This is a genomic window from Microbacterium testaceum (assembly GCF_006539145.1).
GTDB classification, from domain to species: domain Bacteria; phylum Actinomycetota; class Actinomycetes; order Actinomycetales; family Microbacteriaceae; genus Microbacterium; species Microbacterium testaceum.
Window position 1 is genome coordinate 141,129 of the sequence record NZ_BJML01000005.1, and the last position, 26,790, is coordinate 167,918.

At 67.4% G+C, this 26,790-nt stretch carries 21 protein-coding genes; 11 read left to right on the top strand and 10 right to left on the bottom strand.

What is annotated here, in order from left to right; translation table 11 throughout:
• Positions 1-22: 22 nt before the first annotated feature.
• From gyrB to dnaA, 5 genes are all read right to left on the bottom strand, one after another.
• Positions 23-2,062 (bottom strand): DNA topoisomerase (ATP-hydrolyzing) subunit B, encoded by a 2,040-nt coding sequence (gene gyrB / locus MTE01_RS09340; RefSeq protein WP_103207445.1) that lies wholly within the window; start codon positions 2,060-2,062, stop codon positions 23-25.
• A 119-nt stretch (positions 2,063-2,181) separates the two neighbouring features.
• A complete protein-coding gene (locus MTE01_RS09345; RefSeq protein ID WP_246078171.1) occupies positions 2,182-2,670 on the bottom strand; it encodes a DciA family protein in 489 nt (162 codons plus the stop codon).
• Positions 2,663-3,817, bottom strand: a complete 1,155-nt coding sequence (recF, locus tag MTE01_RS09350; protein WP_103207450.1) for a DNA replication/repair protein RecF — start codon at positions 3,815-3,817, stop codon at positions 2,663-2,665. The genes MTE01_RS09345 and recF overlap by 8 nt, the downstream gene beginning before the upstream one ends.
• A 47-nt stretch (positions 3,818-3,864) precedes the next feature.
• Complete coding sequence (gene dnaN, locus MTE01_RS09355) at positions 3,865-5,016, bottom strand: DNA polymerase III subunit beta (RefSeq protein ID WP_141377057.1); 1,152 nt, start codon at positions 5,014-5,016, stop codon at positions 3,865-3,867.
• A gap of 450 nt (positions 5,017-5,466) precedes the next feature.
• Positions 5,467-6,888: a chromosomal replication initiator protein DnaA gene (gene dnaA, locus MTE01_RS09360; RefSeq protein WP_103207454.1), complete on the bottom strand. Its 1,422-nt coding sequence runs from the start codon at positions 6,886-6,888 to the stop codon at positions 5,467-5,469.
• Positions 6,889-7,183: 295 nt separating this feature from the next.
• Here dnaA and rpmH point away from each other — a divergent pair, with 295 nt between their 5' ends.
• The 9 genes from rpmH to MTE01_RS09405 all read left to right on the top strand — a co-directional run bounded on the left by rpmH (position 7,184) and on the right by MTE01_RS09405 (position 16,755).
• Positions 7,184-7,321, top strand: coding sequence for a 50S ribosomal protein L34 (rpmH, locus tag MTE01_RS09365; protein WP_013584598.1), 138 nt, complete (start codon positions 7,184-7,186; stop codon positions 7,319-7,321).
• Between the two features lie 8 nt (positions 7,322-7,329).
• The gene (rnpA, locus tag MTE01_RS09370) at positions 7,330-7,668 is read left to right on the top strand and encodes a ribonuclease P protein component (protein ID WP_103207457.1); all 339 of its coding nucleotides are present in this window, start codon (positions 7,330-7,332) and stop codon (positions 7,666-7,668) included.
• Entirely contained in the window at positions 7,665-8,021 is a 357-nt protein-coding gene (gene yidD / locus MTE01_RS09375) for a membrane protein insertion efficiency factor YidD (RefSeq protein WP_141377060.1), read from the top strand. The genes rnpA and yidD overlap by 4 nt, the downstream gene beginning before the upstream one ends.
• Before the next feature lie 2 nt (positions 8,022-8,023).
• Positions 8,024-9,097 carry a membrane protein insertase YidC gene (gene yidC, locus MTE01_RS09380; protein WP_174799671.1) on the top strand — a complete coding sequence of 358 codons (1,074 nt, stop codon included), beginning with the start codon at positions 8,024-8,026 and terminating at the stop codon, positions 9,095-9,097.
• A gap of 15 nt (positions 9,098-9,112) precedes the next feature.
• The gene (locus tag MTE01_RS09385) at positions 9,113-9,616 is read left to right on the top strand and encodes a Jag family protein (protein WP_103207461.1); all 504 of its coding nucleotides are present in this window, start codon (positions 9,113-9,115) and stop codon (positions 9,614-9,616) included.
• Between the two features lie 8 nt (positions 9,617-9,624).
• A complete protein-coding gene (gene rsmG, locus MTE01_RS09390; RefSeq protein WP_103207464.1) occupies positions 9,625-10,254 on the top strand; it encodes a 16S rRNA (guanine(527)-N(7))-methyltransferase RsmG in 630 nt (209 codons plus the stop codon).
• A gap of 4,182 nt (positions 10,255-14,436) precedes the next feature.
• A complete protein-coding gene (locus MTE01_RS09395) occupies positions 14,437-15,354 on the top strand; it encodes a ParA family protein (protein WP_141377062.1) in 918 nt (305 codons plus the stop codon).
• A complete protein-coding gene (locus MTE01_RS09400) occupies positions 15,354-16,325 on the top strand; it encodes a ParB/RepB/Spo0J family partition protein (protein WP_103207470.1) in 972 nt (323 codons plus the stop codon). The genes MTE01_RS09395 and MTE01_RS09400 overlap by 1 nt, the downstream gene beginning before the upstream one ends.
• Before the next feature lie 79 nt (positions 16,326-16,404).
• The gene (locus MTE01_RS09405) at positions 16,405-16,755 is read left to right on the top strand and encodes a tryptophan synthase subunit alpha (RefSeq protein WP_103207473.1); all 351 of its coding nucleotides are present in this window, start codon (positions 16,405-16,407) and stop codon (positions 16,753-16,755) included.
• Between the two features lie 268 nt (positions 16,756-17,023).
• Here the strand turns inward: MTE01_RS09405 and trxA are convergent, their stop codons facing one another.
• The 4 genes from trxA to MTE01_RS09425 form a co-directional block, all read right to left on the bottom strand.
• Entirely contained in the window at positions 17,024-17,347 is a 324-nt protein-coding gene (gene trxA, locus MTE01_RS09410; RefSeq protein ID WP_103207476.1) for a thioredoxin, read from the bottom strand.
• A gap of 62 nt (positions 17,348-17,409) precedes the next feature.
• Positions 17,410-18,396 (bottom strand): thioredoxin-disulfide reductase, encoded by a 987-nt coding sequence (trxB, locus tag MTE01_RS09415; RefSeq protein ID WP_141377065.1) that lies wholly within the window; start codon positions 18,394-18,396, stop codon positions 17,410-17,412.
• A 73-nt stretch (positions 18,397-18,469) separates the two neighbouring features.
• Complete coding sequence (murJ, locus tag MTE01_RS09420; RefSeq protein ID WP_141377067.1) at positions 18,470-20,068, bottom strand: murein biosynthesis integral membrane protein MurJ; 1,599 nt, start codon at positions 20,066-20,068, stop codon at positions 18,470-18,472.
• Entirely contained in the window at positions 20,065-22,311 is a 2,247-nt protein-coding gene (locus MTE01_RS09425) for a DUF6049 family protein (RefSeq protein ID WP_141377068.1), read from the bottom strand. The genes murJ and MTE01_RS09425 overlap by 4 nt, the downstream gene beginning before the upstream one ends.
• Positions 22,312-22,418: 107 nt before the next feature.
• Between MTE01_RS09425 and MTE01_RS09430 the strand changes: the two genes are divergently transcribed.
• Together MTE01_RS09430 and MTE01_RS09435 are read left to right on the top strand one after the other, a co-directional pair.
• Positions 22,419-23,933, top strand: coding sequence for a DUF7059 domain-containing protein (locus MTE01_RS09430; RefSeq protein WP_141377071.1), 1,515 nt, complete (start codon positions 22,419-22,421; stop codon positions 23,931-23,933).
• A gap of 49 nt (positions 23,934-23,982) precedes the next feature.
• Positions 23,983-25,410 carry a CCA tRNA nucleotidyltransferase gene (locus tag MTE01_RS09435; protein WP_141377073.1) on the top strand — a complete coding sequence of 476 codons (1,428 nt, stop codon included), beginning with the start codon at positions 23,983-23,985 and terminating at the stop codon, positions 25,408-25,410.
• A gap of 262 nt (positions 25,411-25,672) precedes the next feature.
• On the opposite strand, the gene MTE01_RS09440 is transcribed toward MTE01_RS09435, so the two are convergent.
• Complete coding sequence (locus MTE01_RS09440) at positions 25,673-26,707, bottom strand: NAD(P)-dependent alcohol dehydrogenase (RefSeq protein WP_141377076.1); 1,035 nt, start codon at positions 26,705-26,707, stop codon at positions 25,673-25,675.
• Between the last annotated feature and the right edge of the window lie 83 nt (positions 26,708-26,790).

Below are 26,790 nucleotides of genomic sequence, written 5' to 3' on the forward strand. Positions count from 1 at the left end.
TCCGTGAATGCGTCGTGCGAGATCAGATGTCGAGGAAGCGGACGTCTTTGGCGTTGCGCTGGATGAAGCTGCGTCGCGACTCGACGTCTTCGCCCATGAGCACCGAGAAGATCTCGTCGGCCGCGGCGGCGTCGTCGATCGTGACCTGCTTCAGCGTGCGCGTCTGCGGGTCCATCGTGGTCTCCCACAGCTCGTGGTCGTTCATCTCGCCGAGACCCTTGTAGCGCTGGATGCCGTTGTCCTTGGGGATCCGGCGACCCGAGGCCTGACCATCGACGAGCATCGCGTCGCGCTCGCGGTCGCTGTACGCGTACTCGTGGGGGTGGTTCGACCACTTCAGGCGGTACAGGGGCGGCTGAGCGAGGTAGACGTACCCGGCCTCGATGAGACCGCGCATGTAGCGGAACAGCAGCGTCAGCAGCAGCGTCGTGATGTGCTGACCGTCGACGTCGGCATCGGCCATCAGCACGATCTTGTGGTACCGCGCCTTGGCCATGTCGAAGTCTTCGCCGATACCCGTGCCGAAGGCCTGGATCATCGCCTGGACTTCCTTGTTCCCCAGAGCGCGGTCGAGACGCGCGCGCTCGACGTTCAGGATCTTGCCGCGCAGCGCCAGGATCGCCTGCGTGTGCGGATCGCGACCCTGCACCGCGGAGCCACCGGCGGAATCACCCTCGACGAGGAAGATCTCGCTGATCGAGGGATCCTTCGAGGTGCAGTCCTTCAGCTTGTCGGGCATCGCGGCCGACTCGAACACGCTCTTACGACGGGCGGTCTCGCGCGCCTTGCGCGCGGCGAGGCGCGCGGTCGCGGCGTCGATCGCCTTGCGGATGATGTTCTTGGCCTGACCCGGATTGCGGTCGAACCAATCGCCGAGCTTGTCGCCCACGACCTTCTGCACGTACGCGCGCGCCTCGGTGTTGCCGAGTTTGGTCTTGGTCTGCCCCTCGAACTGCGGCTCCGACAGCTTGACCGAGATGACCGCGGTGAGACCCTCGCGGATGTCGTCGCCGGTGAGGTTGTCGTCCTTCTCTTTGAGGAGGTTGTTCGCGCGGGCGTAACGGTTCACGAGCGTCGTCAGGGCGGCGCGGAAACCCTCTTCGTGCGTTCCGCCCTCGTGCGTGTTGATGGTGTTCGCATAGGTGAACACGTTCTCGGTGTAGGCCGTCGTCCACTGCATCGCGAGTTCGAGGGCGATCTTGCGATCGGTGTCCTCGGACTCGACCTCGATGATCTCGTCGTTGACCACGTCGGCCTTGCGCACACGGTTCAGGTGCTCGACATAGTCGACGAGACCGCGCTCGTAGAGGAACGTGTCGTGGCGGGCCTCGGTGACCTCTGCGCCCGGCTCACCCTCGGTGACCACGGACTGGGCGCGTTCGTCGCGGAGGCCGATGCGCAGACCCTTGTTGAGGAACGCCATCTGCTGGAAGCGCGTGCGTAGCGTGTCGTAGTCGAAGTCGATGGTGTCGAAGATCGTGGCATCCGGCCAGAACGTGATCGTCGTTCCCGTCGCGTCGCTCTCCTCGTCTTTCGAGAGAGGAGCGAGCGGCACGCCGCCGTCGCGGAACGATTGACGCCACACGTGCCCCTGGCGGCGCACCTCGACGTCGAGGCGCGTGGAGAGGGCATTCACGACGGATGAGCCCACGCCGTGCAGACCGCCCGAGACCGCGTATCCGCCGCCGCCGAACTTTCCGCCGGCGTGCAGCACGGTCAGCACGACCTCGACGGTCGACTTGCCCTCGGTGCGGTGCATGTCGACCGGGATGCCACGGCCGTTGTCGACCACACGCACGGCGCCGTCGCTGAGGATCGTGACCTGGATCGTGTCGCAGTACCCGGCCAGCGCCTCGTCGACGGAGTTGTCGACGATCTCTTGCACGAGGTGATGCAGCCCGCGCTCACCCGTGGAGCCGATGTACATACCGGGACGCTTGCGAACAGCCTCGAGGCCCTCGAGCACCTGGATGGCGTCCGCCCCGTACTCGTTGGGAACCTTTTTGGTCGCGGCGGGGACTTCGGGTTCCTCGGAAACGCTGTCGGGGTTTTCGGACGTCATGTGTACGCGCGCTCCAGATCGATTCGTCGGAACCTCCATCCTATCGCGGACGGGCTCTCGAAATGGCGTGTACGCCCCTACGCGGCCATAAATCGTGTCGAACCGGGATCGACCATGACTCAGCCGTAGGTATCGCGCGGACCGCGGCCTGGAACGGCTCTGGGCCCCCATTTCCACGAGGGAACGTCCGGGCCCACGAACCGGATCGCTTCGACACCGGCCTCGGGAAAGCGTCGGAGGATCTCCGAGAGGATCTGCGCGCGCATGAACTGCAGCTGCTTCGCCCACGCCGTCGAATCGGCCTGAACGGTGAGTGTGCCGTTCTCGAGGGCGACGGGACGCGTGTGCGCGGCGGTGTCCGCCCCGGCGACCTGATCCCACGTACGCACGAGATCTTCGCGGGAGAGCTGGGGCTCCCACCCCGCCGACTGCGTCAGCGCCGAGATCACATCGCCCAGACCGCGCGGGTCGCGGCCCGGGCTGAATGGAGCGTTCTCGCCGTCGTCCGCCCGACGACGACGCTTCTTCTTGCGGTACGGAGAGGGCTCGAGCCCACGAAGCCGCAAGTAGGTCGACATCGTTTCGGGGATCTCGGCGTCATCACTCACCGCGGGGCTCCTCGATGCGGCCCGCCTCGACGCGGACGACGTGTGCCCGCAGGACATCGGGGACATCTTCTTCGACGGCCGAGGTGACGATGACCTGCTCGTAGCCACCGGCCAGCTCGGCCAGTCGGGTGCGACGGCCGGCGTCGAGCTCGGCGAACACATCGTCGAGGATGAGAACCGGGTCGCCCAGACGAGACTCGGCGCGAAGGAGTTCGGCGGATGCCAGGCGCAGAGCGAGCGCCACCGACCAGGACTCCCCGTGCGAGGCGTAACCCTTGACCGGCAGACCCCGAACGCGCAGCACCAGATCATCGCGGTGCGGGCCCACGAGGGTCAGACCGCGCTCGAGCTCGGCCGAACGCTTCGCCGCGAGGGCTGCTCGGAACTGATCGGCCAGGGGCTCGCTCGATCGCGCGCCATCGACGGCATCCCCCTCTTCGGGGTCGCCGCCGCCCACCGAGAGCGCCCACGACAACCGCGGCTCGTGGTCGGCGCCGGCGATCGCCGCGTAGGCCGCGGCCACGGGATCGGAGAGGTCGGATGCCAACGCGCTCCGCGCCTCGATCACCTCGGTGCCCAGAGCGACGAGCTTCTCGTCCCAGACGTCGAGCGTGCGAAGCGCTTCGCCGCGGAGTCCCCGGGCGCGCGCCGACTTCAACAGAGCGCTACGCTGACGCAGAACACGGTCGTAGTCGCCGATCACCCCGGCCATGCGAGGGGTGCGCTGGACGATGAGCTGATCGGCGAACCGGCGGCGGGCAGAGGGGTCGCCCCGCACGATCTGCAGGTCTTCGGGCGCGAAGAGGACCACCTGCGCGTACCGCGGCAGTTCGGAGGTACGGACGTTGACGCCGTTCACGCGAGCCTTGTTCGCGCCCTGGCGGTTGAGCTGCAACTCGAGCAGCACGCTGCGCTCACCGTGCGTGAGCCGCGCGCGCACGATCGCGGCATCCGTCCCGTCTCTGACCAGGGGTGCATCGTTCGAGACACGATGCGAGCCGAGAGTCGCGAGGTAGGCGATGGCTTCGACGAGGTTCGTCTTGCCCTGCCCGTTGCGGCCGACGAAGACATTCGCCCCCGAGGAGAGCTCGACGTCGGCTTCCGCGTAATTGCGGAAGTCCTTCAGTCCGAGCTGCTCCACGATCACCGAGTCAGACTACCCGCCGCCTCCGACACGGCAGCATGCGGTGCCGGTCAGCGCAACAGCAGGTTGGGCTGCAAGAGGTACTTGAACGTGCCCTCGCCGCCCTTCTCGACCGAGGTCTGGGGCGTGACCAGCACGGGGCTGAGCTTGTTCGCGTTGTCGCTCGAGGTGAAGGTGATTCGCGTGAACTCGCTGCGCACGGCACCGAGCGACTCGATGAGGTACTGCGGGTTGAGACCCAGCGTGACCTCATCGCCCACGAGCGTCGCGTCGACCGACTCCGTCGCCCGAGCCTGCTCGGTGCCGGCGGCGTCCATCGACACACCGTCGGGGCCGAACGTGAAACGCAAGGGCGCGGAACGGTCGAGCACGAGCGCGACACGGCGGACCGCCTCGACGAGCTCGGCCGTGTTGACCACGCTGTGGTGCTCGGTCTGCGCGGGGAAGAGTCGGCGCACGGGCGGGAAGTTGCCCTTGATGAGCAACGACGTGACGGTCTTGTTGCCCGACGAGAACGCGATGATCTCGCGGTCGCCCGAGCCCGAGAAGGCGATGGAGATGTCGCCGCTGTGAGCGAAGGTCTTGCCGACTTCCTGCAGCGTACGCGCGGGCACGAGAGCGGACGTGGTCTCATCGGATGCCACGGCTCCGCCGTCCCACGGGATCTCGCGGAGCGCGACGCGGTAGCGGTCGGTAGCGACCAGGCTCAAGCGGGTGCCGGAGACCTCGAGCTGCACGCCGGTGAGGACGGGGGTCACGTCGTCGCGCGAGGCTGCGAACGCGACCTGTGCGATCGCCGTGGCGAACTCGTCGGCGGGGACGAGACCGGATTCGCCGGTGACCTCGGGGATCGCCGGGTACTCCTGAACGGGCATGGAGGCAAGCGTGAAGCGCGCGGAGCCGCAGGTCAGCAGGATGCCACCGTCGTCGTCGACCGTGATCTGGATCGGAGCGTTGGGCAGACGGCTCGCAATGTCGCTGAGGAGTCGGCCGTGCACCAGGATCGTGCCGGGCTCGTCGACGGTCGCCTCGATCGTCGTGCGCGCGGAAGCCTCGTAATCGAAGGCGGCCAGGGTCAATCCCTGTTCGTTGGCCTCGATGAGCACACCGGCCAGGATCGGCTGCGGGTTTCGCTGGGGCAGGAGCTTGACCACGAACGAGACGGCTTCGCTGAACACATCGCGATTGACGTGGAACTTCACGGGTGCTCCCTTGACGGCGGGTATGGCTTACCCATGCTAGTGCCCCCTTGCGGCGACGCCCGCCGAGCGACGTCCCCACGGCAAGGTCATCGAATCTCTCTTAACAAAGAACTTGGATCTTCATCTTGTTAACAGCTGTGGAGAGTGTGGATAACTTGCGACACGCTTGTTAACGGCAGGGAACCAGGGGTCTGTTAACTGTGGACGAGCTGCGGAGAGCCTGTCGAGTTAACGACGGGTGTCGCGAGCGCCTTCGGCTGTTCCTCCACAGTGTTAACGCCTGAGTGCACAGATCATCCCGAGGAAAATCGAGTTATCCACAGGTTTTCCACACTGTGTAGAACCCCCTCCAAAACCCCCTGTGTACGGCCTTATATGCCCGATCAGGCGCGGAAAAAGAGAAAGGGGCTCGAACCACGGTCGTGGTCGAGCCCCTCGGGGAACGGGTGCTCAGCGCATACGGCCGAGCTGACTGGTGATCTCCGACACCTGGTTGAAGATCGACCGACGCTCCTTCATGAGGTCGCTGATCTTCTTGTACGCGTACATCACCGTCGTGTGGTCTCGGTTGCCGAACAGCTGGCCGATCTTCGGGAGCGACAGACTCGTGCGCTCACGGCAGAGGTACATCGCGATCTGACGCGCGGTGGCCACCGCCTGCGAGCGGCTCGAACCGTAGAGGTCGTCGACCGACAGCTTGAAGTACTGCGCGGTCGCCGTGATGATGTCCGTCGGCGAGATCACGTTCGCGTCGTCCTGGTCGATGATGTCTCGCAGGACAGTCTGCGCGAGCGACATGTCGAGCGTCGATCGATTCAGACTGGCGAACGCGGAGACGCGGATGAGGGCGCCTTCGAGCTCGCGGATGTTCGACGAGACGACCGTGGCGATGTACTCGAGCACGTCGTCGGGAATGAGAAGTCGTTCGCTCTGCGCCTTCTTGCGAAGGATCGCGATGCGCGTTTCGAGGTCGGGCGCCTGGACGTCGGTGATCAGACCCCACTCGAAGCGGCTGCGCATACGGTCTTCGAACCCGGTCAGCTGCTTCGGCGGCAGATCGCTCGTGATGACCACCTGCTTGTCGTGGTCGTGCAGCGTGTTGAACGTGTGGAAGAAGGCTTCCTGCGTCTCGGCGCGACCCTGCAGGAACTGGATGTCGTCGATCAACAGGATGTCGACGTCGCGGTAGCGCGCCTGGAAGGCCGATCCCCGATTGTTGGCGATCGAGTTGATGAAGTCGTTCGTGAACTCTTCGCTCGAGACATAACGGACTCGGATGCCGGCGTACATGCTCGCGGCATAGTCGCCGATCGCGTGGAGGAGGTGCGTCTTGCCGAGGCCTGAGTCGCCGTAGATGAACAGCGGGTTGTACGCCTTGGCCGGCGCCTCGGCGACCGCGACCGCCGCGGCGTGCGCGAAACGGTTGGACTGACCGATGACGAAATTGTCGAAGGTGTACTTCGGGTTGAGGCGCGTGTCGTTCCGCGACGCCGGGACGATCGGCTCGGGCGCCTGCTCACTCGCTGGCGAATGCACGGGTGCCGCCTGCGGGCGCTCTTCGCGCGGGGCGGCGGAGGAGCTGCGCTGCGTCTCGATCACATCGGGGTTCACGACGACGCGGAACGTCCCGATCTGAGGGTCTTCTCCTTGCACCTGCGCCAGCGCCTCGAGGATCGGCGCCCGCATGCGCTTGTTGAACTGCGCGGCGGTGAGGTCGTTCGGGACGTCGAGGTAAAGGGTTCCGCCCATCACGCCCTGCGGGACAGCGAGGTTCAGAAAACCGTGTAGCTGCGGGGTGACGCGATCATCGGTGAGAAGCTGGTCCAGCACGGATGACCAGACGGGCACATCCGGTGCTTCGTGCAGAGACATAGCCCCTCCGGGATCTTGACGCGACGGGTGATCGACGTGTCGCGTCGAACCTGTGGATAACTTCCGGGGCCACGCTAGTTCGCGGCCCTGTCGGAGCAAAATCCACTGTAGGACTCGGTCGCGTGTCTTTGCCACGCTTGTGGACAACGCCTGGGGATAATGGGCGGTCGCGGTTTCGGTTTGAGTTAACGCCCCGCGCGACGTAGCCTTAGTCGGTTGACTTATGCCTATACGGCAGTCCCGACCCCCGTCCCCGGCAGAAGAGCATCGGGCGACATCACCTCCGGAGTGACCCATGAGCAAGCGCACCTTCCAGCCCAACAACCGTCGTCGTGCCAAGAAGCACGGCTTCCGCGCCCGCATGCGTACGCGTGCCGGCCGTGGCATCCTGGCCGCACGTCGCGCCAAGGGCCGCACCGAGCTCTCGGCCTGACGGACCCGGTGCTCGCGAAGCCGAACCGACTCACTCGCGGATCGGACTACAAAGCCACGGTCCGACGGGGTACTCGCTGTGCCGGAGCGCACACCGTGACGTACGTCGGGATCTCGGCTGAGACCGATTCGCCCCGGTTCGGCTTCATCGTGAGTCGCCAGGTCGGCTCCGCGGTCACCCGCAATACCATTCGCCGCCGCCTCAAGGCGGTGTGCGCCGAGGCGCTCCCGTCTGTTCGAGGGGGCGCCTCGATCGTCATCCGCGCACTGCCGTCGGCAGCGACCGTCGACTATTCGACGCTTCGTGCCGAAGTGGTGCGATGCCTCGAGCGAAAAGCATCGGTATGAGTGCTTCTACTCTCCCGACCTCGTCCACGGGGACCGGACGGCTCACTGTCGACGGCGTCGTGGCATCCGTGCCGCTCCTCCCCCGCAATGCGGGGCTGGCACTGCTGCACGCGTATCGAGCGACGATCTCGCACGTCTACGGCGACGTGTGCAAGTACTACCCGTCCTGCTCCGCCTATTCGGTGGGTGCCGTACAGCAGCATGGACTCGTGAAGGGTATCGCGTTCACCGCGGCCCGTCTCGCACGCTGTCATCCCTGGGCTCAGGGTGGCATCGACGACGTCCGTCCTCATCGGGCCTTCCGCCACGAACTCACTCGGCACGGATTCGTCGTGCCCTCCCGAAAGGACTGATCGTGCAATTCGATCTCATTGGGACCATCCTCTGGCCACTGAAGTGGGTGGTCGAACTCGTGCTGGTGGGGTGGCACGCTCTCTTCACGGCGTTGGGCATGGCCCCCGCGGCCGGTCTGACCTGGGTGCTGTCGATCGTCGGCCTGGTACTCATCGTGCGCGCCGCTCTGATCCCGCTCTTCGTGAAGCAGATCAAGAGCCAGCGCAAGATGATGGAGATCGCCCCTGAGCTGCGCAAGGTGCAGGAGAAGTACAAGGGCAAGCGCGACCAGCTCTCCCGTGAGGCGATGAGCCGCGAGACCATGGCGCTGTACAAGAAGCACGGTACGACGCCGGTTTCGAGCTGCCTGCCCCTTCTGGTGCAGATGCCGATCTTCTTCGCCCTCTTCAGCGTGTTGAACGACGTGTCGAAGCACGCCGCCAGCGGCATCGGCGGCGTGGGTCTGCTCACGCCGGAGCTCACGACCGAGTTCTACGACGCACGCCTTTTCGACGTGGCATCCATGCACGTCAACCTCGTCACGGCGTGGGGCCAGTCGGACGGCCAGGTGACCGTCGCGATCCTGCTGACGCTCGTCGTACTCATGATCGGCTCGCAGTTCTTCACCCAGCTGCAGATCATCTCGAAGAACCTGTCGCCCGAGGCCAAGACCGGTCAGGCGTACCAGATGCAGAAGATCATGCTGTACATCCTGCCGCTGGCCTTCATCTTCTCGGGTGTGTTCTTCCCGCTCGGTGTCGTCATCTACTGGTTCGTCAGCAACCTGTGGACGATGGTCCAGCAGTTCGTGGTCATTCGCGAGATGCCGACTCCCGGTTCCGACGCGGCGAAGGCGCGGGAAGAGCGCTTGGCGCGGAAGGGCAAGGCCATCGATTCGTCGGGCAAGGTCGTGCCCATCGAGAAGTACCGCGCCGAGCAGCAGCGGCTCCTCGAAGAGGCCGAGAAGGCCCGCGCGGCCCAGCCCAAGCGCCAGCAGCCGGTCGGCAAGCAGCGGGCGAAGAAGCAGCAGTCCACGAAGAACACCGGTGCCGCGGGCGGAGCCGCCGGCACAGCCGGCTCCGCACCCGCCTCCTGAGAACCGGAGATCACGATGACGACATCCGATCAGATCGCACCCGAGCACACGGCCGCCACGGTGGAGCAGCTCGAGCAGGAAGGCGATATCGCCGCCGACTACCTCGAGGGTCTTCTCGACATCGCCGACATCGACGGTGACCTCGCTATGGACGTGCGCGCAGGCCGCGCGTACGTCTCGGTCGAGGCCGAAGATGCAGCCGCACTGTCGACGCTGTCGCACCCCGACACCGTGCAGGCCCTCCAGGAGCTCACGCGTCTTGCAGTGCAGAACTCGACGGGCCGATTCTCGCGGCTCATCCTCGATATCGGTGGCTCCCGTGATGCGCGTCAGCGCCAGCTCGAGAACCTCGTCGACCGGGCGATCGCGCGTCTCGACGAGGGTGCGTCGCAGGCGTCGCTCCCGGCGATGTCGAGCTACGAACGCAAGCTGGTGCACGACATCGCGGCCGATCGCGGCTTCTCGTCCGAATCGTTCGGTGAGGGCGCTGACCGTCACACCGTGCTTCGCCGCGGCTGAGTCTCGGGATGCCGGAACAGCTCGAGGCAGAGCCGAGTGCAGCGCTGACGCTGTTCGGCGACAACATCGAGAAGGCCCGTCGCTTCACCGAGAACCTGGCCCTGTACGGGGAGCAGCGCGGTCTCATCGGCCCGCTCGAGGTCCCGCGACTCTGGACGCGTCACATTCTCAACAGTGCGATCGCTGCGCCGTACTTCGCGGGTCGCGCGGTCGACGTGGGCTCGGGCGCCGGGCTGCCCGGGCTCGTGCTGGCCATCGCGCGGCCGGACGTCGAGTGGACGCTCATCGAACCCATGGAGCGTCGCACGGCCTGGTTGTCGGAGCAGGTCGGTGAGCTCGAGCTCGAGAACGTGACCGTTGCACGCATGCGCGGCGAGGAGTGGAGCGAGGGGCGCGTGTTCGATGTCGCGACAGCGCGCGCTGTGAGCGCGCTGCGGACTCTGCTTCCGTTCACCGCTCCCCTGGTGCGTCCCGGCGGGCGTCTCGTCTTCCTGAAGGGCGCCAACGTCGGAGCGGAGGTCGAGGCGGCCGCGAAGCAGGTGCGCAAGTACGGCCTCACCGATGTATCGATCGAGGTCGTCGGCGAGGGCGTGCTCGACGAGCCAACGCGGGTCTTCCTCGCCACGCTCGGTCGCTGAGTGAGGCATGTGCACATACGGCATGTGCTTTGGCGCTTTATCTATGTTTTTCCTATGCACGTGAAAGTTCTCTACTCGTGGGTGGAAACGTCGCTGACGTCGATCTCAGCAACCTTCAGAGCATCGAGAACAGCACCGCGCAGCACGCGAGGGTGACGAGGTCGACCGGAGTGGGTCGTGCCGCCCGGTCGCGTTGTCTCGATATGGGGCGCGGGGTGCAGTGCCGAACGGGAGCTCGGCAGGAAGTGCCGTTGTGAGAAGGCGGTAGAGGCTGCGATCGACGCGTGACCAGATGGCTCGCGCATCGGTGGCACCTATGCTGTCTGCTTCGGTGCCGTGACGTCTTGGTCGTCGAATCCGGGGCTCCGAAAGACTTCGGCGTGTCCGTCGGAATGTGACCCTGGCGTGGCGGGAGGCCGTTTTCGAGCTCGGCAGGTTCGTTCGCTGGCGGTGAGTGATGTGTGCGCTCCGCGCCGTTCAGGTGACGTGTACGGGGCGGCCGGCCGGCCCGGGACCACGTGCCGGGTGTGCAGGACATGAGTTTCACGTGAAACGGTTTCGCGGCAGTTGCATCCCGGGGGGCTCGGGCGCTGCGATACGCCGGGGCGGGTTCGGCCACGACGGACGTTCTCTGGTCACGCGTGGAACGAGTGGGCTGAACGACGATTGTCGTCTCGTCACCGAAGCCCTCGGCCGGTACCCGCGGAGGTCGCTGACCTTCGGCTCCCAGCGTGATCGGGTTCGTTCGGCGTGGCTTCGTCGCGCGCTAGCGAGCCGTGGTGCGTTTCGCGTCAGGATCGACCGCCACGGCGGAGGTAAAGCACCCGCGAGCGCTCTCGCGCTCTACTTCGAGTCTGGGACGCGCGCGAGACCACGGGAGTTCGCTCGTGCGTAGGCGTAGATGTCCGCGTGATCCGCACGCACGTCTAGCCTTGTTCGGGCTCAAGAGAGACCGACGGCTCTCCCCCACTCGCACGGCGGCCTCCTTCCATAGCGCGCTCAAGAGCGCACACGTCTGCAGGGTGAGAGAGGCTCCTGCACGACGTGCCCGGCACGTACTCGCGTTCCCTGGAACGACAGGGGTGGGCAGCTCTCGCAACGATCACGGCGCACATCGGGCTGTGTCGCGCGTCGGGTCCCCTGCCGGGCACTGAGCCGACCGCCCGGGTGCTTGGTGGCGGGGTGCGGGAGTCGCACGACACAGTCACTGTTCCAGCGTCTGCGGGGCGGGGTGACGTCGTGGTCGACCCGCGACCAGGGGCCTACGGGCAGCACCGATACGTGATCGTCGAGCGGTTCATCTGAGCGAGCCGGCTGGTGGGTGGCGGCGCTCTCCGTTCCGTCTGATGTCGGCGGTGACAGTCGCATCAGCTCGGTCCGATGCACGGGGCGACTGAGATCTTCTCGTTGGCCACACTCAGTGTCACGCGCCCGCATGGAAGGCCGCCCCCCCCGACGCGGCTGAGACGGGGCCCTTGGATGGTCGGGCTGCTCGTCGTGGTGAGGCCCGGATGTTCTCTTGCGGTTCGCCTCGTACGGCGGCGAACTCTCAATCGTCGCCCCTGCTTCTACTCCCCTGCTGGCTGATCGTCCACCTGCCGCACAATCCACGCGGCGTTCTCACGTCGGTGTGCCGCTTGGTTTCACGTGAAACGTCCCGTTGATCCTGCGCGCGATGATTGCGCAGGTGGTGCGTTCTAGGCCGGCGGGGAAGTCGTGGGTCGACACTGCTCGGATCGTGGGTGCTCCGTGCCCGTTGAGGTGGAGCTTGCGCGATCAATTGCGTCGGCAATCGATGCAGTGCGACGGCAATCTGAGCCGGTTCGATGTGGCACGTGTTTCACGTGAAACAGCGGAGGCGTGTCGGGTGGTGGCGTGTCTGTCGGTGGGTGCTGAAGGGTGAGCACGCAGCGTCGGACCGTGGGACTGCGCCAACATGGAGAGATGCACGCCGTGTGCCCTAGCGGTCACGAACTCACGGTCATTGTCGCGAGATAGCTGGCGGACAATCGGCCTTTGGGTACTCTTCGCGCGGAGCGGAAACGCACTTCTATCTGTCGTCGGCCACGTGTCCCGGGTTGGCGTGGGCAGATTGATAGTGCACGCCCGATCGAAGGCGGCGCGCGGCTAGTTCATCGCTACCCACCGCTACCCACCTGTTGACGAGCGCGGAGTGCGACACCGCGACCGGACGCGGTGACGCCGGAGGAGAGCTGATGAGGGTTTCACGTGAAACACCGCTGCGAAGCGAGCCACTGGGCGATGTTGCGTCGGGTTTCTCGGGTTGTCCGCTGCTGTGCTCCGTCCACGGCCACTCCGATTATCCAGAGTCCCCTAGCTTCTCCGTCTACGTACTTGGACGGTCAGTGCTCCGACGGGCGTGGTGAGGACAGCGAGAGGTCGGCGCACCTGCTGGGGTTTCGCCCGATAGGAGCTTCGTGCCCTGGGAGTGAGTGTCCGTCATCTCGCGGTGGGCGGAGGCGGCGCACTAGCGCGGGTTTCGTCCGGTGGGAGCTTCGTGCCCTGGGAGTGAGTGTCCATCATCGCGCGGTGGGCGGGGGCGGCGTACATCGGCGTGGTCACCCGCCGGTGAAGCGGGACTCCCCCGCATCTCGAGCCGCGAGTCAGCGGAGCTCATCACCAGTGATCGGCACCGTTTCACGTGGAACACGCGCCCGCGTGAGGGCTAAGACCTGCACGCCAGCTCCACCTTGACGGGAGAGATGGATAGCTGACCGGCGCCCAAGAAGGGTCTGACGCTGTGTGACATGGAGGGGCTTATCCGGCTCCACGCACGGCAGGCATGTAGCGAGCGGCCTCAGCCGTGGTCATCAGGGCCATCCGCCTTCTACGCCACGATGCAGAAGACCGCGATGTTTTGGACCGGCCGGCGCCGAGGTGTTGGCGCTCAGCTGCTCGCACTGTTCCGCAGTCGAAACCGTGTCGACCCGCGTGCGAGGTGCCGGGTGGAAGTCACGACGACCCACTGTCATCGCGCGCATTGATCTGTCCCTCAGGGTCCCGCGCTGGCTGATGGCCACGAGCCTTCTAGGCGGACCGCGAAAAAATGCGCTCCTGTTTGCGGAGGAGGACGCATCAGCGCTGTTCCCCTGCGTCCGATGACCGAAGCGTGCGAGATCGCGGCAGGTGAGGCCCGGGATACACAGCCGATCACCGTTCCGGTCCGGCTCTCGTGGCGAGCACCTTCTCTTCCCGACACCTCGGACTGCTGGGCGAGGGTGAACGTACGCTGAGCAGGGTGACATCGTGAACTGCCAGGCGTCCACGGTACGACGACACATTGGAGACAGCCGCATCCGAACGGACGCCTACTGTCTCCCGAGACCTCGACAGCTTGCGCTCAACCTTTTCGATGAGGGTGTCGAGTGCCGTCGGGTCTTGCGGGAGTCCCCAGTCGCTCTTTGGGGTTCAAAGTCGAGTGCCGCTCTCCCCGGCGCTCGTCCACCGAAACGCGGGCAAACGTGATCCGAAGCCGGTCGGGACGAGACGAGACGAGACGCAGGGCGCGGGTGCAGCTGAACCGTCGGAGTGTGTCCTCCCCAGGTTCTTCGACTGTCGAGAGGCTGCTCGATCGTGACTCCCGTCTACTGTTGTGGAGTCTGTGACCTACTCTCTGCACCTCGACGGAGACGCGGATGGACGCGCGCGGGAAGCGGCCTCTCGCTCTCCCCCGGCGCCTGGCAATTACCGCTCAAGTGCATCTCGTGACTAGACCCGACGCGACTTCAGGACATCGGCACGATCGCCAAGGGGGAATCCAATGCCCCGTCACGAACGTTTCACGTGAAACGCCGGCGATTATGGGGACGCCGTGCAGGGACCCTTCGGGGCGTTGAGGCCACTCAGATGTGAGCGCGGAGCCGCACAGAGCTGGAATCGGAGCCGTCGGAGGACGGACGTGCGTACGCTCACCGTCTGCATGTTTCACGTGAAACGTGAATGACCACAGGCGCGTGTGGCGGCGCGTCGTCGCTCTCGGTGCGCTTCGCTGGCCGCCTGATGGTGGAGCGCAGGAACTCCCTGCAACGAGCTGGGCGCTCGAGAAGGCCGGGTGAGCCACGATCGACAAGCTTTGAATACACAGCCACGCCAGCCGTCCATCATGAGCGGGCCAGAGCGCGGGTAGACTGAGCGGGTTGCCGAGGGAGAGGTGCGTTTCACGTGAAACAGTCCGATGAGGCGCCCGCGTCGACGTCGTTCGACGACTCCCCCATCGCTCGGGAGATCGCGAATCTCTCGGCGCGCCGGCGCACCCTGGAAGAGACGACCGTGGAGCTGTCGGGTCGCACCCGCGTGTTCACGGTCTCGAACCAGAAGGGCGGGGTGGGGAAGACTACGACCGCCGTTAACATCGCAGCGGCCCTGGTGTCGGTGGGAGCTCGTGTTCTCGTCGTCGACCTCGACCCACAGGGCAACGCGTCCACGGCACTGGGTGTCGCACATAACGCGGACACGCCCAGCGTGTACGACGTCCTCATCGATGAGTTTCCTCTCGCGGACATCATTCAGACCAGTCCGGAGTCCCCGAAGCTGCTGTGCGCACCCAGCACGATCCATCTCGCCGGGGCCGAGATCGAACTGGTATCGCAGGTCGCTCGTGAGCACCGCCTCCGTGGGGCTCTGCGCGACTATCTCGACATCGAGGGCAACCACCTCGATTTCGTCATCATCGACTGCCCTCCCTCCCTCGGCCTTCTGACGATCAACGCATTCACCGCAGCAGACGAAGTGCTCATACCTATCCAGTGCGAGTACTACGCGCTCGAGGGCCTCAGTCAGCTTCTCGGCAGCGTGCAGATGATTCAGAAGCACCTGAACCCCGGTCTTCACGTGTCGACGATCCTGCTGACCATGTATGACGGTCGCACGCGGTTGGCCCAGCAGGTCGCCGAGGAAGTTCGCTCGCACTTCACCGACGAGGTCCTGAACACCGTCATCCCTCGATCCGTGCGCGTCTCTGAAGCCCCGAGCTTCGGGCAGACCGTCATCGCGTACGATGGCCAATCAGCGGGCGCCATCGCCTATCGCGAGGCCGCGGTCGAGATCGTCGCTCGCGACACCACCAAGAAGGGTTCCTGATGGCTAAGAGGACCGGTCTGGGCCGCGGTATCGGCGCCCTCATCCCCACCATGGAGCCGTCCGAGGCGCGTCCCGTCGACGTCTTCTTTCCCGACGGCAACACGAAGAGTTCGGACGCTGCCGCGGAGACCGCCGCTCCGGAGTCGTCCGACGACAACCTCGTCACCGTCCCCGGTGCGCGGCTCGTTCACATCGACCCGAAGTCGATCGTTCCCAACCCACGCCAACCACGCACGAACTTCGACGCGGACGACCTCGCGGAGCTCGTCCACTCCGTCCGCGAGTTCGGAGTCCTGCAGCCGGTCGTCGTCCGGGATAAGGGCGATGGCACGTTCGAGCTGATCATGGGCGAGCGTCGCACCCGCGCCTCGCGCGAGGCGGGACTCGAGACGATTCCTGCCGTTGTCCGCGAGACGGATGATGAGTACCTGCTCCGCGATGCTCTGCTCGAGAACCTTCACCGCTCGCAGCTGAATCCGCTGGAAGAAGCCTCCGCCTATCAGCAGCTGCTGGAGGACTTCGGTATCACGCAGGAGGAGCTCGCAACGCGCATCGGCCGCTCCCGCCCCCAGATCAGCAACACCATTCGCCTGCTCAAGCTACCGGTCGCCGTGCAGCAGCGCGTCGCCGCGGGTGTCCTGAGCGCTGGACATGCTCGTGCCATCCTCTCGTTGGATGACCCCAAAGAGATGCAGAAGCTCGCCGACAAGATCGTCAACGAAGATCTCTCCGTGCGGGCGGCCGAAGCCGCCGCGAAGATGCCGGGCGTCGCCCCCCTCCGCCAGAAGCCCAAGGCAGGATCGCAGCGATCGGGTCTGGATGCCATCGCCAATCGGCTCGGGGATCGCTTCGATACGAAGGTGCGCGTTTCGCTGAGCGCAAAAAAAGGCCAGATCAGCATCGATTTCGCGAGCATTCAGGATCTGAATCGCATCCTCGCCACCCTGGGTGAAGAGGGATACACCGGCTGAGAGGCCTGCCGCTGATGAGCGTCTCCCGGGCAGCGAGCGACTTTCGAGGCCTGGTGTCGGTCCCTCGACGTAACCTGGAATGGTGACAGCGAACGACGACACTCCCCGCCGTCGCGCCAGCCTCGAGCTACTGCGCGCGGAGGCCTCCGACGAACTCGCGGTCCTCATCCACGAGCGCCTGCGCGGTGGAGAAGACCCGTGGGACTTCATGGAGGATCTTCCGAGCGTCGACGAACTGGTCGTGCTCATCCTGCGGGCTGACAACATCTCGGAGAATGGCGGCGTCCGACCGACCCGCGCGCGCAACTACCGCGTGCTCCGACAGATCGCTCTCGACTACCCCGCCCTCACGAAGGCTGTGTGGCGCATTCTGGGCGAAGAAGAGCCACACCGCCGCTGGGACGCCAGCGTTCGTCTCGACGTCTCCTGAGGGGCGCTCACGGTCCCTCAGAGACATTCGTGCCTCTTCTCGTACCAAGGGCGCTGTCTTCCCTCCCGGGCCCCGACTCCGCGGTTCATTCGAGGTCATGGCGCAACGGCTTCGACAGCGGGGGGAGCCCCCGCGCTCCGGCGTTCGACGCCGCCCCTGCACACGTCGTCAGAGGCGGCCATACCTGTGATCGTCGTGACGAGCCCGGCACCCACAACGCAAACGTCCCCGGCACCATACGGCACCGGGGACGTTCACACGGCAGGTCTTAGCCGAGGAAAGCGGCGAGATCCTGCTCGAGAGCGTACTTGGGCTTCGCGCCGATGATGGTCGTCTTGACCTCACCGCCGTGGAAGACCTTCATCGCGGGGATGGAGGTGATCTGGTACTTCATCGCGAGGTCGGGGTTCTCGTCGACGTTGAGCTTGAGGACGGTGATCTTGCCCGCGTTCTCGTTCTGGATCTCGTCGAGGACGGGAGCGACCATGCGGCACGGGCCGCACCACTCGGCCCAGAAGTCTACGAGAACGGGTCCGTCGGCCTGCAGGACGTCCTGCTCGAACGTTGCGGAGGTCGTCGCCTTGGCAGTCATTGCATTTCTCCTTAGATGAAAGCGTCAGTTCGTGAAAACGCCGGTGAGCGCGGTTTTGTTCCTCAGACGACCGCGGCGTCGGGGAGTCCCTCGATGGGGCTCTCGGCGACGGCGGGCTCGCCGGCCTCACCGCGCGCGGCGAGGAAGTGCTCCACGTCGAGAGCCGCGACCGTTCCGCTGCCCGCGGCCGTGATCGCCTGGCGATAGGTCGGGTCGATGACGTCACCGGCGGCGAACACGCCGTCGACCGAGGTGCGCGACGAACGGCCGTCGACCCAGATGGTGCCCTGGTCGGTGAGCTGCAGCTTGTCGTGCACGAGGTGCGTGCGCGGGTCGTTGCCGATCGCGACGAACAGACCGTCGAGGGGCAGCTCACGGGTCGAGTCGTCGACGGTCGAGCGCAGACGCACGCCGTTGACCGCGTCCTCACCGAGGATCTCGTCGACGGCGCTGTTCCAGATGAACTCGATCTTGGGGTTCGCGAAGGCGCGCTCCTGCATGATCTTCGACGCGCGGAGCGAGTCCTTGCGGTGGATGATGTAGACCTTCGACGCGAACTTGGTCAGGAAGTTGGCCTCTTCCATCGCCGAATCGCCACCGCCGACCACGGCGATCGTGCGGTCGCGGAAGAAGAAGCCGTCACACGTGGCACACCACGAGACCCCACGGCCGGAGAGGCGATCTTCCCCCTCGAGTCCGAGCTTGCGGTAGGCCGAGCCGGTCGCGTAGATGAGCGAGACTGCTTCTTCGACCTTGCCGCTGCCGAGCGTGATCTTCTTGACGGGGCCGTCGAGCTCGAGCGACACGACGTCGTCGTACAGCACCTGGGCACCGAAGCGCTCGGCCTGCGCCTGCATCTTGGCCATGAGGTCGGGGCCCTGGATGCCGTCGGGGAACCCGGGGAAGTTCTCGACCTCGGTCGTGTTCATGAGGTCGCCGCCGGCTTCGACGGAGCTCGCGACGACGAGGGGCTCGAGGTTGGCTCGGGCAGCGTAGATGGCGGCCGTGTATCCGGCCGGGCCCGATCCGATGATGATGACGTGACGCACGGTTGCGCCTTCCTCTCGTTGATTCCGTCGGATGAAACCCATGGTAGCCGCGGGGTATTCCGCAGCGCCGGGGCTAGCGCTTGGGGAGGAACCGCCGACCGAGCGCGAGCGCCGGGGCGAGTTCGGGAGTGCGGAAGAGGGCCAGGATGCCGATGTACACGGCGAGGACGACGATGCCCAGCACCGCGGCACCGGCGATACCGGCCCCGACGCTGCTCGTCATCCATCCTTCGGGTCCGCCCAGGAGAAGCAGGGTCCCCCATCCGGCGGCGGCGGCGGGAATCGCAGCCAGGGCGAAGCGTCCGAGCGCGGGGAGCCATGAGCCCGTGCCGATGCCGGAGAGCCGTCGACGGAGCAGGATCGTCGCGACGATCACCTGCACGATGCTGGCGAACGACTGGGTGAGGGCGACGCCGGCAGCCAGTTCCGACCGGTCGATGACCGCACCGGCCGCGAGAGCACCGCCCGCGACGAGCGCACACTGCAGCAGGGTGAAGAAGAACGGCGTGCGGGTGTCGTTGTAGGCGTAGAACGTCCGCTGGATGACGAACAGAACTGCGAGCGGCACCAGGCACACGAGGAAGGACCACAGCACCGGGGCCGCCGCGAGGGCCTCCTCCGGCCCGTTGGTGAAGATGCGGCTTGCGGGGACCGCCGCGACCGCGAGTGCCGCCGTGGCGGCGACGATGAAGAACCCGAGGGTTCGGATGCTGCGCGCGATGTCGGCCCGCACCTCGTCGTCGCGTCCGGCCGCGGCGTGCTCGCTGAGCTGCGTGAAGTAGGGCGTTCCGATCGAGAGCACGATGATCGAGTACGGCAGCATGAACAGCAGCCAGGCGTTCTGCGAGGCGAAGATCGCGGGGTCGTTGCCGGAGGCCCCGGAGAGCACGTTGGATTGCACGATGCCCGCCAACTGGCCGGCGACCACCATGAGGAAGGTCCAGCCGGCGAGCCGGCTGATGTGCCGGAGCCCCACACCCTTCCACCGGAAGTCGGGCCGGAGAGTGAGCCCTGCGCGGCGCCAGAAGAACATCAGCACGACCGTCTGCACGACGATCCCACCCGTCGCCGTGGCCGCGAGCAGGGTGATCATCGACGGGGTCCACGCGCCCACGTTCTCTTGCGGACCGCCGAACAGCAGGATGAACGCCCCGAAACCCGCGATCGACACGACGTTGTTGACGATCGGCGCCCACGTGTACGGGCCGAAGACGCGCCGGGCGTTGAGGATCTCGCCCAGCAGCGCGTACAGCCCGTAGAAGAAGATCTGCGGCAGGCACCAGTAGGCGAAAGCGGTCGAGAGCGCGAGCTGGTCCCCGGTGAATTTGCTCGCGTAGACCTGCACGAGGAGCGGGGCGGCGATCATCGCGAGAGCGGTGGCGCCCAGCAGACCGACGGTGCCCAGGGTGAACAGTTTGGAGATGAAGGCCTGTCCCCCATCGGCGTGCGCGGCGGCCTTCACGATCTGCGGGACGACCACGGCGGTCAACAGGCCGGTCGAGATGATCGCGTAGATGTTGTTCGGGAGCTGGTTCGCGACGGCGAAGGCGTCACCCGCTCTGCTCTGCGAACCGATGGCCGCGACGAGCACGATGGTGCGCAGCACCCCGCTCACGCGGGACGCGATGGTCCCGGCTCCGATGAGCACGCTGGCCCGTCCGATACTGCTCACGGGCGTGTCTCCTGCTCGGTTTCCGACGCGGTCGCGCGGGGTGTCTGGTCGTCGTGCTCGAAGTCCTCGGCGTCTTCCGCGGGGCTGCGCCCGTCGGCATCCGGATCTTTCAGGACGATCCCGTCCGCGGGCTCGTCGTCGTGAGGGGTCTGAGGTGCGGCTTCTTCGGCACGCAAGCGGCGTCGACGGGCGACCGTGCGCACCACTCCGAGGCTCAGGAAGCCGACGATGAGGGCGATGACCACCACGATGCCGATGTTCTCCCACTCGGCGCGCACCTCGACGTCGACCGCCTGAGGCGAACCGATCGGCACGCCCGTGGGGCTGAAGAGCTGCAGGTCGACGCTGACCTCGCCGTTGGCGATGCGGGCTTCGACGGGGACCTCGACGCGGGTGTTGGCGGAGGCCTGGGCGTCGATGGTCGTGTGGTCTTGGACGCGAAGCCGCACGTCGTTGGTGCGGACCGCCATGACGACGGTGATCGGCCAGGGCAGATCGTTGCGTACCCACGGCCGCAGCGGGGCGCTGGAGCTGACCAGGCGGAAGTCGGACGACAGGATGCCGACGGAGTCGAGCGTCGTGCGCGTGGCGTCGCGGTGGTCGGAGACGGCCTGGCGGGCGGCATCCCCCGTCCACGAGACGTTCGTGACCTGCAGGACCTCGGCGCGTTCGCGCCCGGTCAGGAGCTCGGGCTGGTCGAGGATCGAGGCGAAGCGGTCGATGCTCTGTTCGTCGCCGAGGAGGTTGCGGACCTCTTCGACACGGGCGGCGTCGACGGTCGGGGTGGTGAGGGAGACCTCGGATGCCGGGAGGGCAGCCACCGTACGCAGCGTCGAGGCCGTGAAGCCCGGCGCTGTCGCGGCGAGGCCGAGGGTCGCGCGCAGGCTCACACGAGAGCGGTCGGTGCCCCGGTCGAGGACGGCGAGCACCGGCTGGTCGCCGGTGGCGGCGCGTGCGATGGAGAGATACGCCTGGGCGGCCGCCAACGAGGCTCCGCGCCGGGTGCTGTCGTTCTGCCCCGCCGCGTCGGCGAGAGCACGCGAGACCTCGGCGTCGTAGACCGGGGTGGACACCCCTCCGACGCGGGCGGAGGCCTGCCGGCCGCCGCCCGAGACGCTCGTCGACGGGATGAGGACGTGGGTGGGGTCATCGGTGCTGCCGAGGGCGCCCAGGGCGGCGACGGTATCCGAACCCGCGGATCCGGTGGCAGGCCAATAGACGTGGGGGGTGGCGACTCCGATGTCGAGCAGCGTCGACAGGGACGGGTAGGTCGGCTGGCCGGGCGTCGTGCTCGGGGCGGGTTCGGGAGTCGACACCGCCGAGACGGCCGGCGCCGGCTGCACGAAGTCGGCCGCGGTCATGTAGTTCTGCAGCGATGTGGGGGTCAGCGGGGCCGTCAGCCCGGCGTGCAGCTGAGCCGCGACGTCGGAGTCGCCGAACTGCAGGGCGAACCGGTCGTTGGGGAGGGCCATCAGACGCTGGAGCCACGACACCGCGGTGGGCGGGGCCGCGGAGCCGAGCACGCGGATCGCGGCGGGGATGGCGGGGTCGACCGCCAGGGTCGCGGCCGTACCGTCGACCGCGTCGAGCTGCGCCGAGAGCGCGCCGTCGACAGCGGTGAGCTCGGCCAGTTCGTTCGCCGTGAGCAGGCCGCGGGTGAGGGGGGCCGCCTTGATGGGCACGACGAGGGCGATCGGGGTCTGCGCGCCCGTCTCGGCGGGGACGACGACGACGCTGGGTGCGGTCAGTCCCCCGCTCGTCGCGAGCACCGGGTAGACCCCGGCGCCCCGGTTCGCGAGGGCCGGGTCGTTACCGAGCGCCGTGAGCGTCGTGGTGGATTGCGAGCCGGAGGCCGCGGCATCCAGGGTTCCCGTGGCGACCTGCTGAAGCGTCACGCCGGCGGCATCACCGCTGAGCCATCGGTCTATCGCGGCGTCGTCGGCGAGAGGGGCGGCACCGAGGGACAGGGCCACGGGCCCCGCGGACGCCGGCGAGGTTCCGGCGGCGACGCTGACGACGACCGAGAGGGCTTCGCCGGGGCGCAGGATGCCGTTCGCCGCGGGAGCGGCGGTGAGCACCGACGGCGATGTCGAGGCGGACGGCGACGGGCTGGGCGTGGCCGCGGAGGCGGTCGTGACCGGCAGTGCGATGCCCGCGACGATGGCCCCGGCGGCCAGGGTCGCCAGGAGCCGGCGCGTGAGGGAGCGCCGCGGCACGGGTGCGCCCGAAGGCTGGGAGGTCACGGTCATACGATCGTCGGTGGAACGAGGGGGCCTCGCACCGCCTGCGAGTCTAGGCCCGCGTACCTACAAGCCCCCCGATAGCCTCGCGCAGACGGTTGAATGGACCGGTGCTCCCCGAACCCGATCCCCAGCTGTGCCAGGCCCTCGCCGACGACCTCCGCGCGGCGGGCTACACGAGCGCCGCCCTCCGCGACGCGTGGGGAACACAGGCCGACGACGCCGTCGCCCGCGGGCTCCGTCGACCCGCTACCCGGGCCCTGGGCGATCGCGGCGACGCCCTCGCCGTGCTGGGCCGCCTGTGGGGGCTCGGGCTGCCCGTCCCCCGCGGTGACGCCGAGGCGGCTCTTCCCACCCTGCGCGTCGACGGGGCTGCGGCCCTCGGTCTGTTGGAGATCTCGGGGGATGCCGTGACTCCGGCGGTGCTCGTGAGGCCTCAGGCCTTCGCCGACGACGAGGGTGAGGTCGAATGGTGGATCGCCAGCGACCTCGATGAAGCAGCCCTCGAGGGTCCTCTTCCCGAGGACCATGTGCTCGGCGTCGGCGGGGCGTCACAGACACTCGCGCGCCTTCAGCTCACCCGTCGCGCGCGCTCTGCCCTCGACATCGGCACGGGCTGCGGCATCCAGGCCCTTCGACTCCGCCGGCTCGTCGATCGCGTCGTCGCGACGGACATCTCCGAGCGCGCCCTGCGCTTCACCCGCCTCAACGCCCTCGTGAACGGGGTGGACGGGATCGAGACCCGCCTGGGCTCCCTGTTCGAGCCCGTCGCCGGTGAGACCTTCGACCGAGTGGCATCCAATCCCCCGTTCGTCATCACGCCGCGGGTCGCGGGGGTGCCCGCGTACGAGTACCGCGACGGGGGGATGGAGGGCGACTCGCTCGTCGCATCGGTCATCTCGGGTGTCGGGGAGCACCTCGCGCCCGGCGCGGTGGCGCAATCGCTCGGCAACTGGGAGTACCGCTGGGGCGAGTCGGGGCTCGACCGCGTGCGGGGATGGGTCGGACCGTCGCTCGACGCGTGGGTGATCGAGCGCGAGGTGCTCGACCCCCTCGCCTACGCCGAGCTGTGGGTGCGCGACGGCGGCACGGTGCCCGGCACTCCCGCCTACGCGCGTCTGATCGACGCCTGGCTCGACGATTTCGCCCGACGCGGAGTCACGGGCGTCGGCTTCGGGTACGTGCTGCTGCGTCGACCTCTCGCCGGTGGACCCACGCTCGCGCGCTACGAGCGCGTCTCGGGCGGCGGGGAATCGGCGTTCGGGCCGCACCTGTCGGCATCCCTCGCCGCGCACGACCGTGCGGCCCTGCTCGACGACGAGGACGTGGCCGCGAGCGTGCTGCGCGTCGCCCCCGACGTCACCGAGGCGCGTCATCACCGCCCGGGTGAGGAGGACCCCTCGGTCATCGAGCTGCGTCAGGGCGGCGGCTTCGCGCGCACGCTCGAGGTCGACCCGGGTCTGGCGGCGCTCGTCGGCGCCTGCGACGGTGACCTGCCGGTGGGCTCCCTCGTCGATGCGATCGCGCAGTTGATGGAGGTGGATGCCGCGGCCCTGCGCGCTGATCTGCTGCCGCGCGTGCGCGAGCTGCTGGTGACGGGCTTCTTGGGTTTCGCCGACGATTGATCCGGCCCCCGCTCGGTGGCGTTCCGCGGCCCCGGATAGGCTCGAAGGCATGCTGAACATGGCTGAGGGTCTCGCGCGCCTCGAGGAGCTCGCCGCGCATCCCGTGGTCGCCACGCTCGCTCGCGTGTTCGCCGAGGCCGGTCGTGATCTGGCCATCGTGGGGGGTCCCGTGCGCGACGCTCTGCTCGGCCGCGTCACCCACGACTTCGATTTCACGACCGACGCCCGCCCCGACGAGATCCTCGCGCTGGTGAAGCCCGTCTCGTCGGTGCAGTGGGATGTGGGCCGGGCCTTCGGCACGATCGGCGCCCGGGTGAAGGGCGAACAGGTCGAGATCACCACCTACCGCGCGGACAGCTACGACGGCGTCACCCGCAAGCCCACCGTCGAGTTCGGCGACACGCTCGAGGCCGACCTGAGCCGCCGCGACTTCACGGTCAACGCGATGGCTCTCCGGGTTCCGGCCCGCACCCTCGTCGACCCCACCGGCGGCGTCGAAGACCTGGTCGCGGGGCGCCTGCGCACCCCCATCGACCCGTCCGTGAGCTTCGGCGACGACCCGCTGCGCATGCTGCGCGGGGCTCGCTTCTCGTCTCAGCTCGACTTCGCCGTCGACTCCGACACCCTCGACGCCGTCCGCGAGCTGCGCGGTTCGCTGCAGATCGTCAGCCCCGAGCGGGTGCAGGCGGAACTCGTACGGCTCCTGCAGACCGATGACCCCGTGCGCGGCATCCGGGTGCTCGTCGAGACCGGACTGATCGAGGAGTTCCTGCCCGAGGTGCCCGCGCTGCGCCTCGAGGTCGATGAGCACCACCACCACAAAGACGTCTACGAGCACTCGCTCACGGTGCTGCGCCAGGCGATCGCGCTCGAGAAGCAGCGTCACCCGGATGCCGCACCCGACGTGCCCCTGCGCCTGGCAGCGCTGCTGCACGACATCGGCAAGCCCGCCACCCGTCGCCTCGAAGCGGGCGGTGGAGTGACGTTCCACCACCACGACATCAAGGGCGCGCGCATGGCGCGCAAGCGTTTGCAGGCCCTGCGTTTCGACGCCGCGACCACGGCCGTCGTCGCCCGCCTGGTCGAGCTCCACCTGCGCTTCTTCGGCTACGCCGAGGGAGCGTGGACGGATGCCGCGGTCCGCCGCTACGTGCGCGATGCGGGCGACGAGCTCGAACGCCTGCACATCCTCACGCGTGCCGACGTGACCACGCGCAACAAGCGGAAGGCCCAGCGCCTGGCATCCGCGTACGACGACATCGAGGCCCGCATCGCGGCGCTCCGCGAGCAGGAGGAGATCGACTCGATCCGCCCCGAGCTCGACGGTAACCGCATTCAAGAGGTGCTCGGGTTGAAGCCGGGTCGCGAGGTGGGCGAGGCGTATCGCTTCCTGCTCGACCTGCGACTCGACGAGGGCGTGCTCGGCGAGGACGAGGCCGAGAAGCGCCTGCGGGAATGGTGGGCGGCGCGGGGCTGAACCGGGGCCAGGCTTCCCCCCGGTGGGCGGGACCGTCGCGCGGAGTTCGTCGGTGACACGCCGACGATGACACGCCGACGGTGACGGGCCGTCGGCGGCGGGTCGGGCGCGCGCTCCGCACGACGGTGCGGGGTGGGGCGGCCTCGTAGGGCGTTGTTCGTGGCCCCGGGGCGTTCTGTGTGGCCCCGGGGCCATTGGCGAGAGAGAGGGGCGGCGTCATCGGGTTGCTCGAAGGTCGGATGCCACCCCCTCACTGCCCGCGTCAGGGCACGACGACCGCGCGCCCCCGGACCTCCCCCTTGTGCAGCTTCCCGTATGCCTCGACGGCGCCGTCGAAGCCGTAGCGCTCCACGTGCACGCCGACCGCGCCGCTGCGGGCGAGATCGAGCACCTCGATGAGTTCGCTGCGGGTGCCCCAGTACGGAGCGCGGACAGCCGCGCCCATCGGCGTAGAGAAGAAACCGGCGGGGAGGATGCCGCCGCCGATGCCCACGATGTGGATGAAGCTGTCCATTCCCGCGACCGCACGGGCGAGGTCGATCGTCGGCTGGACGCCGACGAAGTCGAAGACAGCGGTCGCACCGAGGCCGTTCGTCAGTTCCTTGATGCGCTCGGCCGCATGCTCGTCGGAGGTGACCGTGTGGTGCGCGCCCACCTCGCGGGCCAGTGCCAGCTTGTCTTCGCCCAGGTCGACCGCGATGACCGTCGCCTGCGTGATCGCGCGGAGGATCTGGACGCCGACGTGACCGAGGCCTCCGACACCGATCACGACCGCTGTGGCACCGGGGTACAACTTCTCCTTCGCCGCGACGATGGCGTGGTACGGCGTGAGGCCGGCATCCGTGAGCGAGACGGTCTCGACCGGGTCGAGGTCGCCGAGGGGCGCGAGGTGACGCGGATCGTCGACGATCACGTACTCGGCCATGGCTCCGGGGCTGCCCAGTCCTGGAGGCGTGATGCCCATCTCGGCCGCGTAGGGGCAATAGTTCTCGGCCCCCTGGGCGCAGGCATGGCAGCGGCCGCAGCCCCACGGTCCGTAGATCGCGTACGCCGCGCCCATCTCGACGCCTTCGACACCTTCGCCGAGCTCGTCGACGACACCCGCTCCCTCGTGACCCAGCGTGAGAGGGAGTCCGTAGGTGTACTGGTCTTCGGGCAGGTCCATGACGAACCAGTCCGAGTGGCACAGGCCGGCCGCGGTGACCTTCAGGCGCACCTGGCCGGGACCCGCGTGGGGCTCATCGATGTCGACGACCTCGGGGCCTTTGCCGATCTCGCGATACTGCACTGCCTTCATGGCATCCCTTTCTCTCGTTCTTTCCACCGTGGGGCGCGTCCTCTGTGTTTCCTGTGGGGGTTGACGGCGTTTTCGGGACATCG

What these genes read in the sequence shown, in the direction of transcription:
- gyrB (WP_103207445.1), bottom strand. Translation starts at nt 2,062, where the DNA reads ATGACGTCCGAAAACCCCGACAGCGTTTCCGAGGAACCCGAAGTCCCC.
- dnaA (WP_103207454.1), bottom strand. Translation starts at nt 6,888, where the DNA reads ATGTCTCTGCACGAAGCACCGGATGTGCCCGTCTGGTCATCCGTGCTG.
- rpmH (WP_013584598.1), top strand. Translation starts at nt 7,184, where the DNA reads ATGAGCAAGCGCACCTTCCAGCCCAACAACCGTCGTCGTGCCAAGAAG.
- yidD (WP_141377060.1), top strand. Translation starts at nt 7,665, where the DNA reads ATGAGTGCTTCTACTCTCCCGACCTCGTCCACGGGGACCGGACGGCTC.
- MTE01_RS09385 (WP_103207461.1), top strand. Translation starts at nt 9,113, where the DNA reads ATGACGACATCCGATCAGATCGCACCCGAGCACACGGCCGCCACGGTG.
- rsmG (WP_103207464.1), top strand. Translation starts at nt 9,625, where the DNA reads ATGCCGGAACAGCTCGAGGCAGAGCCGAGTGCAGCGCTGACGCTGTTC.
- MTE01_RS09400 (WP_103207470.1), top strand. Translation starts at nt 15,354, where the DNA reads ATGGCTAAGAGGACCGGTCTGGGCCGCGGTATCGGCGCCCTCATCCCC.
- MTE01_RS09405 (WP_103207473.1), top strand. Translation starts at nt 16,405, where the DNA reads ATGGTGACAGCGAACGACGACACTCCCCGCCGTCGCGCCAGCCTCGAG.
- trxA (WP_103207476.1), bottom strand. Translation starts at nt 17,347, where the DNA reads ATGACTGCCAAGGCGACGACCTCCGCAACGTTCGAGCAGGACGTCCTG.
- MTE01_RS09435 (WP_141377073.1), top strand. Translation starts at nt 23,983, where the DNA reads ATGCTGAACATGGCTGAGGGTCTCGCGCGCCTCGAGGAGCTCGCCGCG.
- MTE01_RS09440 (WP_141377076.1), bottom strand. Translation starts at nt 26,707, where the DNA reads ATGAAGGCAGTGCAGTATCGCGAGATCGGCAAAGGCCCCGAGGTCGTC.